Raw genomic sequence first — 16,242 nt, forward strand, 5'->3', positions numbered from 1 at the left:
ATATTGATTTATATTCGAAGGGCCGTATTTATACGGCCCTTTTTTTATCTTGCGTGAATTACTTTTAGGATACTACTCGAAAGTGTTTTAGCATCAACCCAGATCTGTCCCTTCTCATCAACTTCCCAGGCCTGATCATATTTACGATAATCACCCCAGCTATTTCTAACAAGGTATTGGCATGAGTTATCTTGGGCCTTACGTTGTCCAATAACAAGGACAGAGTGATTGCTACAACTTCCATTCATAGCAGGAAGAGAGCGTTTAAAACTTTTGTTTTTTTCTGTTAAAACTTCTGCACAGATATCGACGATAACTGGTAAGTTGTTTCCTGATTCAAGACTATCACTTATGTTTTGGATAGCGTTTTGGTTAATTTCATCAACTTGAAATCGCTGTTTGAATTCTTCATCAGTTTCATGAAAACCAATGTCACTTGGAGAGTAGTCATGGTATTCAAGCTCTGGCAGATTTAAGTTTATCTTGTGGCCTTCACATAGTTTTTCAAAAACAAGTTGTTCTCTTAAGTAAAAACCTTTTTTCGAAACGGCCTGGGCCAACGTTTCATCTTCAACAATATTGAAGAATTCATCTGCTACACCACGAAGTTTTAGTTCGTTTTTTAAAGTAGAAACTTTTTCTTCAATTGATTTATTTGCATAGAATTCGTAAACAAACGGCTCCCAAAAAGTATTAGGGTCTTTGATTCCAATTGACGTAAGAAAGTTTTGATCACAGCTATATCCTTGCTTCATCTGTTTAAAGAGAATATTAATTTGTCCGACACCAAGGCCTGAGCGACCGGCCCCTCTTGATATATTCGAAAGGAGATTAACGCTACTACCATTGTCTCTTGTTGGTGATAGCTTTGTTTGTAAAGCTGTCGTGATAGGGGAAGTTATATGCCCTTTTGCTTTCATATCATTTTGAATAACAGCATCAATAAATTGTGAGCCAGCAAATGCATAACACATTTGAGAGTCTGTCTTCTTCCCATACATTTGGTCGTGTATAGGGAGGTCTTTAAAAGGAGCATTCTCTCCTTTATCAAGACGTATCTCTTGGCAATCATTTGCATAAATTGTTGTTGATAGGAGTGTTAGTGATGTGATGAATAGTTTTTTTATTTTTATCATTTGATAAATATACAGTGGAATAGTTTCTATTCTTTGTTTGATGTAGAAATTTCTAGCGTGTTAAGTAATAAGACAGAACTCATTTCAAATTTAATGTCATTTTATAAAAGCGTTTATATTATTGACTCTTTTGCGATAGTGTTCATTTTTTAGACGGCCTAAGTGATTGAATGCCTTATAATAAATTGGCACTAGCATTGCTTTATATATCCATGTGAAGAAACTTATTATCGCTCTATTCTTGGTCGCAACTAATGCATACGCAATGAATCTTACATATATTTATGGAGGCATTACACCGCATATTCAAAAGCCAACAGGGCCTAATGCAAGACCACTATGTAATGAGTTATCAGAAGGTAGTGGAGTAATTTTTAATGAATTGCACTCAGTACGATTCAACTATGCCCATGACTGGTCCACTGGACTACTTGTTGGTGAGAATTCGTACTGTGAGCCAATTTGGGGAGTAACCCAAAGCTATAACTTCTACCGCAATAGATATGTAGAGATCAATGGAACTGTAGGGTTTTATCACTTCGATGAAAATGGTTTCGATTTTAGCGAGGGTGCATACTTTGCTAATATTGGTGACTTCTACTTTGTTCCAATCGTAGGTGCGGAAGTAAATTTTAGTCTTTACAAAGATAAGGACTTTCAAATATCTTTCATGAACCTGCTTACTCCGGTTATTACAAATCATTCTTTTGGAGTAACGTTTTTCTTCTAATTTACAATTATTTGACAGAGTTCTTATTTACAAATGTTCATTTTTGGTATAAGGTATAACTTATACTTAAGATAAGGTTGAAATTATGTTAGAAACAAGCCAATTACAAACTCTCGTGGCCGTTGCCCGTGCTGAAAGCTTCTCTCGTGCAGCTGAGGATCTCAATGTGACTCAATCTGCTATCTCTCAATCAGTTAAGAATTTAGAGACTAAAATAGGCGTTAAGGCCTTCAAGAGGACTGGTAAGAAAGTTGTTCTAACTCAAGAAGGTGAGAAGCTCTATGAGCTTGCGACTAACTTTTTAAATGATATGGATGAGACTCTTGTCCAGATTAAAGATAATAAAGATGAAATGAAGGGAAAGATTCGTATTGGGACACTTACCGGTGTTGGTAAATCCTGGCTTGCTAACGAGCTTCTAACATTTGCTGAGCAAGAGAAAGACCTTTCAATTCATATTTCTTTAGGTTTCCAAGAAGACCTAATTAAAAGTTTTGAAGAAAATAAAATCGACTTTTTAGTGCTTCCTGAAGGAGCACTTCCGAAGGCCGGTGAGAAGCTACTTTTAAGTGAAGAGGCCGTGACTCTTGTTTATCCGAAAGGGAATCCTTTTAATATAACTGAGCAAACTTCTCTTGATGAGCTCACTAAGATGCCTACAGTTCTTTTTGAGCAAGGTGATCGTCTTTACTATAACTGGTGTGTTGCAAAGTATGGGAAGAAGCCTAAAAAGGTAAATGTTCGCTACTCAATTAACTCACATGGAAATATGCTACAGGCCGTAAAGAGTGGCCTTGGTATCGCTGTTGTTCCTAATCACGTTTTAAAACGTTGGTACTATAGTGATGAAATCGAAACTTTAGGCAAAGCATTTGAAGTTTCTAATGACCGTTTCTACATTGTCTATCATAAGGAATCGACAGAGCTAGTACGTATTAGAAAGACAATTGAAATGCTTACTAAAGAGGTGAATCCATTTCTTTAGACTCTGCTATGAAGAAATATGACCTCTCTAATATTCCAAACTCGATACAACTTTTCATTAGAAAGAGTTGGGAAAAAGGCTTTAGGCTTTGTCTTGTCGGTGGAAATGTTAGGGACTGGTGTCTTGGTAAGAAATCTACAGACTTTGATTTTGAAATCAGACATCTTGATCGCTACGAAGGGGAGAGTTGGATTCAATTTCTAACTGAAAGCTTTCCTGAGGCCAAGTATATTGGAATGGGAGTTTTTCGTATCAATCTCGGTGAGGCCGAAATCGAATTCTCGTCTGCTCGTCTTGAAGTATTTAATGAAGATATAGGTCATAAGAACTTTACCCCATTTTTCTCTAGTAATTTAAGCTATGCTGATTCATTTAAACGAAGAGATCTTAGGCTAAATGCCATTGGTGTTGAGTTTAATATCGTTAATGACGAAATTCAGTTGAACACCATAGATCCATTTGAAGGCATTAAAGATATTGAAAATAAGGAGATCAATTATATTGATTCCGATTTCTTTAATGATCCTGTAAGGCTTCTTAGAACAATTCGCTTTAGTATCAATACAGGATTTAAAATTATTGAAGATGATAATTATCGAAAGTTTGATTTGAGAAAAGTTTCTCTTCATTATCTAAAATATGAATCATCAAAGTGCATTAATTGTCAGCTATTTGTTGAAACACTAGTGAAATTAATAAAACGTTTTAATATAAAACTACCAATTGCTCTAAAGGATCTTCCTTTGTTAGAGAATCATTATCTTGTAAATGATCTACACTCGATTGAGGAAGTTGTTTTGTATAACTATGCAGGCTTTAGTGAAGAACTTTACTCTTTCTTTGCTATTAAGAAAAACCAATACAAGAAAATTTTAAGCTTTATCACTGCTAAAGAAGAGCTTTCTAAATGTGATAGCATCGAATCTCGAATCGATTTTATCAACTCTATTTGTCGTTTAGATGATGATAGTAGACTAGAAAACTACGACTTGTTTACAAAGATAAGAAGTTATTTAAGTGAACATCGTTCGAAAGATGCTAGAAATAAGGCAATCAGCTCTTTGGCCAAAAGTGAGCTAGGCAAAAACCTCCTAAATAAATAATGCACTAGATTTCTACAGGAATTTCATGTCATAATAAAAGAAGGAAAATCCTTCTTGGGGGAGTTATGGTTGACATACATTCAATAATTGCAACTCATAAAAATAAAGAAGTTGATTCAAGTAAGATCGATACGAACTCTTATCCTATTCCTACGTTTTCTGATATCCCTGAAATATTTTTTGATGAGATTCTTGTTAACTATCGTTTAACAAGAGTTGAAATCGTTGTTTTAATGTATCTCTATCGTCGTGTTTGGGCGAAAACAAATCCATATCGTGAACATGGAATCTCTCAACTAATGTCTTTGTCTGAAATAGTTGAAAGGCTTCAAATATCTTTAGAGGAAATTCATCAATCAATTCTTAAGCTTGAAAACTTTGGATTCATTTCTACTATCAGAGTTGGCCAATATTTTGTCAGAAGATTCTTTACGAAAGAATATGACGAGTATTATGGTCAAAATTATGATGACTTTGAAGTTTAGATTTTGTGTCAAACTTATAATCCCTGTAAAACCAATATGTTGTGTACTCTTTTTTAAAACATGATATCATGTAGATAAGATTAATTTGCTGGAGCTAATTTGTGTCAAAAAAGATTGCTTATCTAGGACAGGATCTTGGTTATTGGGATGACCTAAAGAAAGTTTACGCCAAGACTTATCCTGATGAAGAAAAGAGTTTTCATCATTTTTCTTATAATGAGAAAAATATCAATCTTTGTATTTATGATCTCTTTGAGTTGGCCCCTTCAATTATCTATATCGACATAAAGAAAGAAGAAGTTTTTGGACATAATTTAGGAATGATTCTTAAAAGAATTCATTTTTTTAGATCGATACCTGTCGTTGCAATTGTTAGTAATTTAGATGAAGTTAAAAAATTAATATCAATTCATTTTGACTTCGTATTTGTTAAGGGGATTGAAGTTCACGATGTTGTACACCACCCTTATAAGCTTCGCTATCCTTCAGAAGCTGTTTCTTCAGAGTTTGCTTTAGCTAAATTAACAGCACCTATTAAATTAAAAGAGATTGCTCGTGTTGGTTTTTACGGACTAAGCACAATGCACATTGAAAGTAATAATATCGCACAAGAAGGTAAGCTTGTTGAAGTCGAGCATTCTTTAGAAAAGAATTTAATGGCGACAAATTACTTCATTGCTCGCAAGCACGGGTTTGATAATATCTATTATGGAGCAAATGGCTGGTCAGAGTTAGAGTATTTATTCGTCGATCCTGCAAAGCGTGAAGATGGAAGCTTTAGTTTTAATGTAGAAGATTTATCAGAAGATGAGCTTAATAAAAAACTAAAGATTGGTAAAACGTTTAAGTCTTGGGTTAATGATAACTCTTCATATGGGTCACAAAAGCGTACAAAGCTATTTATGGTCGATCCTCAATTACATTATTTCAAGCAAAGTGAAAAGTTAATCGATACTTATGATTTTGTTTTCCGTATCAATGAAAAATTTGATCAGGACTATACTTATGTGGGCCGTTTAAATCCAGATATAATTGTCTATTGTTATCCTGATTTTATTTCAGATGTTGAGATGGAGGATGCTAAGGATAATCAAGATGTAGAGCAGATGGCCAATGTTGCTCAAAATCTTGAAGAGTTCCACAAGAGGCAAGACGAGATTCTTAAAGATGCGATTAGCAATATTAAAAAATTAAGTGATAACAATCCTTATTTTATCGTCATAAATTGTGATCGATATGATTCAAAGGCCTTTCAAGAAAGATTTAATTATCAATTTGCTCTCGTAAATCCAACAATGATTGGTATGAATGTTCTATCTCAAATGGTACATCAGTTAGAAGAAAGACGCCTTGTTAAAGAAGAACAAGAGCTTAATACTAAAATTGCAGCATTAAGAAAGAAAGATCCAATTAAGTATGCTAAATTGAATAAGTCATACTTTGATCCACCTAAATACTTCATTAGTAAAAAGTCACCTTTAAGTCATGCTCTAATTATAAGAGACGCTAAGTTAATTGAAATTTCTGAATCAATATGTTTCTTTTCTTTAGATCAAGAACTTGTTCTAGGGAATTACTATCTAACTCATCCTTTTAATTTTGCAGTAAAAATCATTCCTCAAGATGGTAATGTTTTTATCAAGGACGGCAATACTTACAAATATAAGGGGCTGATACACGCCATTGGCGAAAAAGAAAAGATGCGTCTTCGACAATTTGTAAATGATATCTACACTCAACATAAGAAAGAGATCCGAGAAAAAGAAGCACTTGAAATGCAAGAGGCCAATGCTCGATTCTTAGAAGAACAAAGAAAGGCCGGTCTAACTGAAGAAGAGGCCGCGGCCGAGGCTGAAGCGCAGGAGCAAGCTCTTAAGGAAGAAAAGCTTAAGAATACGGCCCCTGAGAATATGGATCTTTTAAATGATCTTGATGCTGCTATCACTAAAAAATCAGGACAGTAGTCTGAGTAGTCTGAGTAGTTTGTTCAACTAAGTTGCTAAACATTCTCTTCTTTTCTTACATCTTGTGATTTATTTTCCAACTGCCATTAAAATGAAAGGATATTTTCATGGAGGAAGATAATGAGAAATCTAATGCTAGCATTGATGCTATTAGTATCGAGCAATGTTCTTGCGCTAAATTCAGATACAGTAAATGAGAAATTCAATAATAGATTCTCTTTTGAAAGAGATGACTCTGGAAAGCTTATTGCTGTAAGAGACCGTACTATTCGTACACAATTCAAATTCAAGGATTACGTTGAGTATATTAAAAACTCAATCCTAAATGAACAGGCCCTGATGTCGCAAAGTGGTTTAACTGGAAATTATGAAGCAGAAGTTGAAGGTCTATTTGAAACTGGTCACAGCTTTTTAGGAAATGATTTTCAAACTCAAAAAAATGTAAAAAGAGTTGTTACATCTATGCGTGCATTTGAAGGTGTTGACTTCAATGCAATTTTTGCTGATGAAAACTTTAATAACTTAATTGAAGAGTTTGGTTCAAAGATTAAAGATGCTTTCTATTATATTGATCCAACAATAATTGCTAAGCCTGATAATGCAACTTTCTTTTATCGTAAAAATGTAACTTATAAGATTGTAAATTGGGCGCTAAATCAAGCGCGTAAGCGTTTATCAACTGTTCCAGCTCTAAATACAGCTTTTTATGTAATTACAGAGACGGAAAAGCTTTTTAGAACAAGACGCTTTTATCACCAAAACCTTCTATTACATTATCTTGAATTTGCAACTCCTGTGGAGCTTGGTCTATCTAAGGAAGAAGCTGATCTTATTTATTCTTCTATCTATGAATCAAGAATTGATTGGATTGCATTTTGGGAGTCAAATAGTGCTAAGTTAAACTGGTCAAGATATGGAACAGCAAGCTTTTATTCTCAATTTAGAACAGCTACAAATCGATTTAGATCTTATAAGTCAAAGTATTCAGAGGTTGGCGAAAGAATTAACTATGGTTTCCAAGAGGTAACACTAGATGGCGAAAGAGTTATCGTTAACTTATTCGACGGTAATCATACATTTGATAAGTCTCCAGCGATTGCTTACTCGTTTGATCGTCCTAATCGTGTAAAGAGACTTAGAAGCGTACTTACTCTTGCTAGCCTTGGCCTAAGTTTTGTACCACTTCCTGCAATTATTAAGGATAATGTTGATGGTTTTATTAAGTCATACTATAAGCAGCAACAAATCACTGAAGGAGCGCTGATTGGATACTTCGAAATGAATGATGACCAATTTATGCTTCAAGAAATTAGATCTCAATATATCAATCCATTTATGTAATAAAAAAGGGCCTCTTAGAAGGCCCTTTTTTTATGCTGCTTTATGATTTGATTTTATGACTGTTAGAATTAAAAAGATCGTTTGCACTGCAAAGAATGTTCCTAGGAAGTAGGCACCACCTTGAGAGAATCCATAAGAGTGAAGTCCTGTTGCTAGGATGTAGTTAACCCCAAACCATGCCATCATTACACTCATGAAAGCTGCTGCAACTAGTACTGAAAAGCTCTTATTTGTGATCCAATTTGTGTACTTTCCGTGAAGGATTGCCATGTAGATACAAAGTACAATTAATGACCATGTCTCTTTTGGATCCCATCCCCAGAAACGTCCCCAAGAGTAATCGGCCCATACACCACCAAGGATAATTCCTGCTGCAAGCATGATGATACCGTATTTAAGAGTCGTATAGATTAGATCGTTATAATATGTCTCATCTTCAACTTTAAAGTCTGTGAAAGCTCTTTTGAAAAGAATTGTATTTGCTAGAATCCAACTAAGAGCAAGGGCACCATAAGACATGATAATTGTCGTAACGTGTGTGCTTAGCCAGAAGTTATCTCTTAGAACGGGAACAAGTGGACTAATCGATGGTGAAACCATATTTGTCGCAAATGTAATCATCATAAGTGTACATAGGTTGTATGCAAGTCCCATGTATAGGTAAGTCTTTTCATTTTTCAGGTGACCAATGATCATCGATAGAAGTAGAGCACCATAGCCTGAAAAGATCACTGTTTCATACATATTTGTAATTGGCGCACGTCCTGAAATATAAACTCTTAATGCGATATAAACAGTTTGAACAATGATTGTAAGTGTTGATAGAGCAAGAGCTACACCAAATTTCTTGAAAAGAACTAATGCTGCCAAGCCAATTAAAGTAAGAGCGAAAGCGATTTTAGTTAGTTGTAGCTTATCGAATAAGAATTCTGTTAAATACTTCTCTCCTTTAACTTCGATATAGTCTTTCTTTGCTTTAGCAAATACATCTTTAAATGGAGTTGAAGATACTTGCGCTAGAGCGTCTACTTTTTCTTTTGTTAGAAAGTTTGTTACAGGCTCCCAGCTTATCTCATTACCCATTTTTACAGGTAACTGCCAGTTGTTCCCACTTGTTATATCTTGATAAAGAGCGATCTTGTTAAGGAGTCTATTAAGCTCCTTCTTGTAACCCGACTCAACCTTTTCTTTCTGGTAGGCCATTCTAATCGTTACATTTTCATCGATTAAGTCATCAAGTGCCATTGAACTCTTGCCGCCAAGAAGTTCCTTTGCGTTCTTGTGTTCAATCTTTGTCTCAAGCTTAAATGGAGCCTCTAGGCCAAATGCCTTAGAGCTAAGAAGACAAAATGTATCTACTGATGAGTATCCTTTTGCCTTGTACTTTCCTGTTAGGTGATGAATTACTTCCTTTGCATGTACAGTAAGCGGCTTAATTCTTCCATCTTGAAGAATTGGAAGCTTACCTAATTCATCATTACAAAAATTAACGTTTGCAAGTGTACTTGTTGCAATAAGTAAACTTAGTAGTATCTTAATCATTTCTTATCTCCTAGTTGGCCATTATCTGCTACTTCAAGACCTAATAGCTCCTTAGTTTTTCTCTTTGGGCGATAATTTAAGTAGTAATGCCATAGAGAGCCTAATACGAGTAGGATTGAGCCTAGGTATTTAATCCAGCGTCCTTGATCAAGGTTAACTGATAGGGTTGAACTATATTGTCCAGTTTCTGGGTCCTGTGAGTAAGAGGCCTGGTAAAATGTGAAGCCATCATACTTAAGGGGGTTATTCATATAGATATGATATGGAGATGTCTCTCCGTCTGTGAATAAGTTAACAAAACTCTCATAACTCGCTGGACGGTTAGTACCAGGGTCTTTATCCATCTTAAATCGAGTTAACGTAAACTCGAATGGTAGAAGAAACGATCTCTTTGTTAAGTAAACATTAGTCTTTACACCATCGATTAGAACAGAAACAGGCTTGTCATCTGTTAGCCAATATTCCTTGTCTCTAACTTGGATTTTTGCAGCTCTCGTAATACCTTTTACAAGGCCTCCGTTTTGCTGAATAGGAAGAGTTGATTGTGGAACCATTGTTGGAACAAGATTTTGTTCATTACGTACAAGTTTTAAAGTAAAGCCCATCCAAGGAAGTGACATTAGGCCTTGGCCATCAAAACTTTGGCTTACCCATTTATCTGCATCCTTATCAAAGAAAGATGCTGAATCCCCAAAAAGGAATAGGTTCGGTTTTTCTTTAAAAAGATTTTTTGAGAATACTCTAATTGGAGCATTCATTGCTGGCTTTAATTCTTGATCAAGTGCCCATGGGCTTAAGTCTGGAAGAAACGAGTAAACATTTTCTCCATCTTTAATGACAAAGAATCGTTTATTTGTTGCTGTCTCTTCTACCTTGATATTTTTCTCTTCAGCTGTGTAGCATTGAGATGTTCTTGAGTCCCATAGAATTAATCCACTATCACTTGGTGTAGAAAAGCATGGAGCAAGTGTCTTTGGTAAGTAAGTGATGCTTAGAAGTCCCATGCTTAGAGAGGCTTGAAAATCAAATGCTTCAGGATGAAGACTTAGAGTGAAGTCTTGGGCCACGTTATCATTAGAGATGATATAGCTTGATGAATGCATATTCTCAGAGTCATTTACGCTATCTTTGGCCGGCTGCCAACGCATAACTTTATCAGCAAATGGAATGTACTCTTTAATTTCAATTTCTTTATATGTAACATCAATACTACTATCAAATGCACTATAAGGTAGGGGAAGAACAGCTCTTGTATTCTCATCTGGACGAGTGATCTCAATTACATCTTCATTTAAAACAACTTGCCTCGATGGGCTCATTGGTTGTAAGTGAATTGTCCCGTCGATACCTGCGATATATGTGACAAAAGAACCAATACCAATAATGATAAGGCCGGCGTGAATTGTATAGAATCCGTAAAGTCTCTTTTTAACTGGAAGTCTGATTAATGCCGCAAATAGAATACTTAGGCCCATGAAGAATTGGATGGCCATAAACCACCATGTCTTATAGATAAGTCTTCCTACAAAATCTGTTCCGTAATAACTTTCAACGAATGTTCCTACAATCATTGCAAGTGAAAATAGTGAGATAATAAAAACTGCGAATTTCATTGAGCCAATCGAACGCTCAAAGTACTTGTAATTGAACTTGTTACTTACCATTGCTTTTTAGCCTTTTTCCTTTGCTAAATTAAATAGCATAGTTGGTAAAGAGAGGCTATGGATTTCAAAAAGTTTTCAAAAACCTTACAAAAGTGGCGCGCTTTTTATGATCATGTACGCAATATAAACAATTGAGTAGAGAAAGAGTTGATGAGTAACATAAATGATGAATGAGTGCTTACCTAAGAACTGAATAAAGCGCATAATTTTCCACTGAGGATAGTCGATTTGATACCATTTTAGATGAAAGAAGGTGATACCAAGCATCGAGACTGCGGCCCATGGAAAGACTGCTATATAATCTAGTGAAGCGTGACTCATTTCTGGAAATGGAATGGCATATGGAGTCATTTGAAGCACGAGAATTACCAATGCAAGTAATGCGCTAAGCCAAGGTTTTTTTCTTATAGGAGTCACTAGGATTGTTGTGAAGAAGATACAGTGTAATGTTCCAAAATAGATCCAATTTTTTGGAAACATAAAATATGTTGAGATGCTGATAATTAGTGCCGCTATTCCGATCTTTGCGAGGCGAATTAGGTAGGGACGTGGGTGAATCTTTCCTGGGTGTGCCATGCACATTGAGACACCTACTGAAAACATAAAGAGAGTCACAATAAGGCGTGGAAGATAGTACCAAAACCCTGGTCTAAAAAATTCAACATCCACAAAACCAAAGACATCAAGATCATAAGTAAAGTGGAAGATAATCATTAAAATGACGGCAACACCTCTGGTCAGGTCAATTAGGTGGTATCTCTTTTTTACTGTTTGTGAATCTTGTGTCATTTCTAAATGATAGCATAATCTCTTAATTTATGGTCAAAAGTATTCAAAGCTGATAATTTGATCCATACAAAAAGGTGGATAATGACAATTTCAAATAAAGCACATGAGCTTCTTAGGGAGCTCGATCCTGCACAATTTAATCAATATATTTCTGCAAACTTCTTTGATGATAGCTTTATGGCAAATGAAGAGGATGCATTGAAGAAAAAGGCCCTACTTTATAGTGCTCTTACTATTATAAAAAAAGTTGGCCCGGCATCACTATTTGTTATGACTTTTAGAGAAGCCGAAAGTTTTCTAAGAGATAATGCTAGTGAGCATAGCTGGCCTAATGTTTTGGATTTAAAAAAGTGGTTTGAAACAATCTTGCAAGAGATTCAAAAAGAATTTTTTGAAAATGCACTTATGAATAATAAGATTGAGATTCTTAATTGGGAGAAATTGTCTTTGCAAGAGCGAATTCAGAAAATGGCCCTACTTATAGATAATGTGAATACTACATTGGAGAGTTATAATTTAGGTCAAATTGAATTATTTAGCATTGAAGAAAATGAGGTCTGTGTAGATGATGGGATAGCTTTTGGTGGCTTGCGTCAGTTACAGGCCGATAGTTTAAAAGAAATTATTTACGATGGAATCGCTAAGTATTTGAACTTTAGCTTTCAATCTCAGCGTATAAAATTAGTTGCGCAGTGATGTATAAGCAGTTAATATTAGATAGCTATACGGTAAAGAAAATTAACAAATTAGATATTATAAAAGAGGAAGTAGAATGAAGTTAACGGCCCTTGCACTTATCACACTAGGTATTTTTTCAATGAATACTGCTCACGCTCAAAGCGCGGCCAAAGGTAAGACTCTATATTCACGTTGTATTTCATGCCACGGGGATAATGGGGAAGGAAAGAAGTCGATGAACGCTCCTCGTATTGCTGGACAATACGACTGGTATATCTATTCATCACTTGTTCAGTTTAAAACTGGTGAAAGAAAGAACCCAGATATGTTACCATTTATTAAAGGTCTGAACGACTCAGACTTTAAAGATCTTGCTGCTTATATCTCTACGCTATAATTGTAGAAAGATCTCAGTTTTTTACAATATTATTTACTAGGAAGGAATCATGGTAAAGGCCATTCAATTAGGTGAACTAAGTTTTGAGTCAGTTACATCTCAAAAGAAAGTAAAAGACGTTTACGACTATAACGTTGAGGCATTTTCTGATAGTCCAGATTTCAAGTGGACATTAGATGATATTAAGAAAGAGTTGTCTGATGGTTGGCAGCTTTATTCAGTAAAGTTATCTGAGGAGATTATTGCAGCTGCTTTCGTTAAGAAAGAGGGTGACAAACTTCTTTGTAAGAATACATCGATTAAGATGCAACATAGTGGAAGTGGTTTTTCTCACAGAATCATGGACTTTTTTGAGCAAGCAGCGAGAGAGTTTGATGTGAAGGAAATTGTTCACTTCTGTTCAATTGATAATTTCAGACAGTATTCACTAAATGAAAGTCACGGTTATGAGAAGACGGCCCGTCGTCTTGGAAATAACGGACACACTACTGAGTGGATTAAGCAAATTAGTAAGTAGTAGCAGGATAATGTCTTGTGCTTAGGGGAGACTCGTAGCGAGTCTTCCCCCAACTCTTTTCGATTCTTCCCGTCTTATTATCGATAATTGCTGTAAATGATTGCGGCATCCCATTTACATCACGATTTACAATATAAATACTCTTATCTGTTATTTTTAACCTCTTTACGATTTCGAATTCACTATCTGCAAGGATAGGCAGGTTCTTTTTAACTTTCTTAATTACAGCGATGTCTTCTTTTGTGAGCTCTTTAGCAACTTCTGCGAGTGAGTCTGATTCGCTCACTTCTGTATTTGGCGTTGCTGTAGAAGGGATCGATGCAATTTTTCGTGAGTGATCGCTATGGCCGTGGTGATGCTTGCGCGCTTTAAAGCGTGTCTTCTTCATACTGTCTGTAGGTGAGTATTCTTTAGAGATCGTTTTTGCATCATTTTGATATGAAGAAATAATAAATAATGCTGCTAACGAAATACTGCAAAATATTAAAAACTTTCTCATCGAGGCCTTCTTTTGATTGCGTCTATTGCTCAATCGTAAAGTTAATATTTAAAATACTAAAAGGTTCTTCACCCGCAAATTCATAGTCTTTAAAATCGTCATAGTTCGAACTACTAAGATCATGGTAACAGTCTTCACAATTTGCAAATGTCATACGTAGACGACAAGATACTTCTGTTCCTAGTGGTATATTTTTATTGATTTCAAAGAACATAATATTTGAGTCAGTAAAGAGTGGTGCTCCTTGCTCGGCCTGCATTGTTTCTTGCCAGTTTGACTTTGGTGCCATGAATGGAATGTTTTGAACATTTGTGCTTGGAATTGCTTTTACGAAACAATTATTTAAGTCATTCTGAGTGCGGTCTTCACCTTGACCTAAACAGTCTTTTTCAAGAAGTCCAATATCTGACTTCATTTTCTTTAAGAATTCATGTTGGTTTAAAAGTTTTGTACTTGTTCCATCATTATAAGTAAGCATACAAACAGGCATGATTCTTCCTGTGTCGTTGTAATTAGTTTCATTTATAGGGTCACAAGCTTTTCCACCTTGTGAAACAGAAGGGTAGCCATCACTTAGATTTGAGCATGGAACTCCATCTTGCATATGGGCCCAATCTGAAGCAAGGATTCGTGTTCCTGCCATGATTGAACTAGAATTGTTATAGACGCTAACAAATAGACCTACGATCTCTCCAGGTGAAACTTTACCGTTTCCATTATTATATCGTGCATCTACTGTTGTAACTTCTCCAACATCCATTTGATTTTGAATTGTTTGATACACTGAAGAGCGAATATCAAATACACTTAATGATGAGTAAGAAGAGCGTGTGTCTTTAATAAGTAGATTCTTGTTAATAAGCTCTGACTTTTTACGATTAAGAGGATTAACAGTAATATTTGTCGTTGAAACTGAGTTTAAGTTATTATTGTAAGTTCTAAAAAGTAGCAGCCCGTATGAATCAAATAGTTGTTCTAAATTGTCTTTAGAAAAATTTTGGTATGTGCATAGGTTGTATTGGCTATTTGTAATATTATAAACATTTCTAGCAAGTGATTGCGAAAAACGTCTGAAGTTAATTGGATTCACTGATTTAAGCCATTCTTTTGCATATTGTTGATCAAGGTTGATTTGGCCACTAAGACCATCTTTTGCCTGTGCTGATAGATCTCCTAATTCTCCTAATGATTCAACAAGTGCGTAGAATACAAGTTTCTTTGCACCGTCAATATTACCTGTACAACGTGTACTAAGTTCCTTTGTTAAAGCAACAAGAAGGTGACTGATGATTTGGCCATCGACGTGAATATCGTCAACACGGCTTTCTGTGTTGTAAACGTCGTAACCTAAGTATTCAGGATAGCTTAGTCTTGAGTTTTCATCTGTTGAAATACCTGCAATGTGCATTGAATCGTCTTCTGAGATCGGGCGTGAAGCATTTGCAAATTTACCTAGTCCCCATTCACCCATGTGTTCTCTATTATTTGTGAAGTATGAGAAGTAATCTGCAATACCTTCATTTATCGAATAGGCCTCATCGTGACCAAAGTAGCCTAATGCAGATTCTTCAAGACAAATTGGATTTGATGTATTTAAACAAAAGGCAGCGTTAAATGCTCTGTTTCTGTGGTTCATTAAACGATCAACAATTGCATGTCCAAATTCGTGATAAATGACAGAAGGGTCTTGGGCCATCTTAATATTTTGATAACCAGGAATATAACCTAATTTGATTAGGAAGTTACTAGGATCAAAACTAGCATTTTTTCTAAGGCTAGCATCTGCGTGGACAACCAATTTTGCCTTATTAGAAGCATTCCAGTACGCCTTGTGTAGGTCTGTATTTGTCGGTACTGAAGTATCATATGAAACTTCATTTAAGCGGTCGTAGACATAAGTTGTCACATCACCTAGATAAGTATCGATTACTTTTGCTGTATGATAGAAAGCATTGATTTGTAAGAACTCTGTAGTCGTAACAGGAAATGCCCATTTTCTCGATTCATTTTGAAAAGCTGATACACCAGCATCTTCAGTTACTTCGAGGCAATCTCCAATAAGTGAGCACGACTTTGTTAAGTATTCATTGCTTGTAATGTAAACAGGTGAGCGAGTTATTAGTGTTGATAAATCAGTATTCTCATCAGCAGCATAATCGCTTAGAACTAGTGGGTTGGCCGTTAAGATACGGCCATAATTTGCTGATACAGTGTTTTGTGTATTATTTAATGCTGATCCACCAGATCCTTCTCTTGATGAAGATGCTTGATCGACTACACATGAAGTTGCAAGGATACTGATACACCCTAAAGTCCCTAGTGTATGAAGTATTTCTTTTCTTTTTTTAACTATACGTACCGCAAATTTCAATTAGGCCTCCCATGCCCTTGAATCAATATAATCTTTTATTC

At 35.5% G+C, this 16,242-nt stretch carries 15 protein-coding genes; 9 read left to right on the forward strand and 6 right to left on the reverse strand.

The features are described from left to right. Window positions 1–44: 44 nt before the first annotated feature. Window positions 45–1,136, reverse strand: a complete 1,092-nt coding sequence (locus C0Z22_RS04180) for a hypothetical protein (RefSeq protein WP_103217087.1) — start codon at window positions 1,134–1,136, stop codon at window positions 45–47. Between the two features lie 214 nt (window positions 1,137–1,350). On the opposite strand from C0Z22_RS04180, the gene C0Z22_RS04185 reads away from it, so the two are divergent. The 6 genes from C0Z22_RS04185 to C0Z22_RS04210 all read left to right on the forward strand — a co-directional run bounded on the left by C0Z22_RS04185 (window position 1,351) and on the right by C0Z22_RS04210 (window position 7,744). Further along, a complete protein-coding gene (locus tag C0Z22_RS04185) occupies window positions 1,351–1,866 on the forward strand; it encodes a hypothetical protein (protein ID WP_146037784.1) in 516 nt (171 codons plus the stop codon). An 85-nt stretch (window positions 1,867–1,951) separates the two neighbouring features. Beyond that, entirely contained in the window at window positions 1,952–2,851 is a 900-nt protein-coding gene (locus tag C0Z22_RS04190; RefSeq protein WP_103217089.1) for a LysR family transcriptional regulator, read from the forward strand. Between the two features lie 8 nt (window positions 2,852–2,859). Next, complete coding sequence (locus C0Z22_RS04195; RefSeq protein ID WP_103217090.1) at window positions 2,860–3,954, forward strand: CCA tRNA nucleotidyltransferase; 1,095 nt, start codon at window positions 2,860–2,862, stop codon at window positions 3,952–3,954. 65 nt (window positions 3,955–4,019) lie between these two features. After that, on the forward strand, window positions 4,020–4,439 hold the full coding sequence (locus tag C0Z22_RS04200; protein ID WP_103217091.1) for a hypothetical protein: 420 nt from the start codon (window positions 4,020–4,022) through the stop codon (window positions 4,437–4,439). Window positions 4,440–4,540: 101 nt separating this feature from the next. Beyond that, a complete protein-coding gene (locus tag C0Z22_RS04205; protein WP_103217092.1) occupies window positions 4,541–6,403 on the forward strand; it encodes a hypothetical protein in 1,863 nt (620 codons plus the stop codon). A gap of 120 nt (window positions 6,404–6,523) precedes the next feature. Beyond that, on the forward strand, window positions 6,524–7,744 hold the full coding sequence (locus C0Z22_RS04210; protein WP_103217093.1) for a hypothetical protein: 1,221 nt from the start codon (window positions 6,524–6,526) through the stop codon (window positions 7,742–7,744). A 30-nt stretch (window positions 7,745–7,774) separates the two neighbouring features. Here C0Z22_RS04210 and C0Z22_RS04215 read toward each other — a convergent pair whose 3' ends face one another. The 3 genes from C0Z22_RS04215 to C0Z22_RS04225 all read right to left on the reverse strand — a co-directional run bounded on the left by C0Z22_RS04215 (window position 7,775) and on the right by C0Z22_RS04225 (window position 11,739). Further along, window positions 7,775–9,286 carry a cytochrome c biogenesis protein gene (locus tag C0Z22_RS04215; protein ID WP_103217094.1) on the reverse strand — a complete coding sequence of 504 codons (1,512 nt, stop codon included), beginning with the start codon at window positions 9,284–9,286 and terminating at the stop codon, window positions 7,775–7,777. Beyond that, a complete protein-coding gene (locus C0Z22_RS04220) occupies window positions 9,283–10,899 on the reverse strand; it encodes a cytochrome c biogenesis protein ResB (protein WP_158246808.1) in 1,617 nt (538 codons plus the stop codon). Before C0Z22_RS04220 ends, C0Z22_RS04215 begins: the two co-directional genes overlap by 4 nt. A gap of 135 nt (window positions 10,900–11,034) precedes the next feature. Further along, on the reverse strand, window positions 11,035–11,739 hold the full coding sequence (locus C0Z22_RS04225; RefSeq protein ID WP_103217096.1) for a heparan-alpha-glucosaminide N-acetyltransferase: 705 nt from the start codon (window positions 11,737–11,739) through the stop codon (window positions 11,035–11,037). An 81-nt stretch (window positions 11,740–11,820) separates the two neighbouring features. On the opposite strand from C0Z22_RS04225, the gene C0Z22_RS04230 reads away from it, so the two are divergent. From C0Z22_RS04230 to C0Z22_RS04240, 3 genes are all read left to right on the forward strand, one after another. Further along, complete coding sequence (locus C0Z22_RS04230; RefSeq protein WP_103217097.1) at window positions 11,821–12,435, forward strand: hypothetical protein; 615 nt, start codon at window positions 11,821–11,823, stop codon at window positions 12,433–12,435. A gap of 76 nt (window positions 12,436–12,511) precedes the next feature. Then, a complete protein-coding gene (locus tag C0Z22_RS04235) occupies window positions 12,512–12,814 on the forward strand; it encodes a cytochrome c (RefSeq protein WP_021267353.1) in 303 nt (100 codons plus the stop codon). 49 nt (window positions 12,815–12,863) lie between these two features. Beyond that, window positions 12,864–13,331 carry a hypothetical protein gene (locus tag C0Z22_RS04240; protein WP_103217098.1) on the forward strand — a complete coding sequence of 156 codons (468 nt, stop codon included), beginning with the start codon at window positions 12,864–12,866 and terminating at the stop codon, window positions 13,329–13,331. On the opposite strand, the gene C0Z22_RS04245 is transcribed toward C0Z22_RS04240, so the two are convergent. Then, complete coding sequence (locus tag C0Z22_RS04245) at window positions 13,321–13,830, reverse strand: hypothetical protein (RefSeq protein ID WP_103217099.1); 510 nt, start codon at window positions 13,828–13,830, stop codon at window positions 13,321–13,323. The genes C0Z22_RS04240 and C0Z22_RS04245 overlap by 11 nt on opposite strands. 22 nt (window positions 13,831–13,852) lie before the next feature. After that, entirely contained in the window at window positions 13,853–16,201 is a 2,349-nt protein-coding gene (locus C0Z22_RS04250; RefSeq protein WP_103217100.1) for a hypothetical protein, read from the reverse strand. Window positions 16,202–16,242 lie beyond the last annotated feature (41 nt).

Source organism: Halobacteriovorax sp. DA5 (genome assembly GCF_002903145.1).
In the GTDB taxonomy this organism is placed as follows: Bacteria; Bdellovibrionota; Bacteriovoracia; order Bacteriovoracales; family Bacteriovoracaceae; genus Halobacteriovorax_A.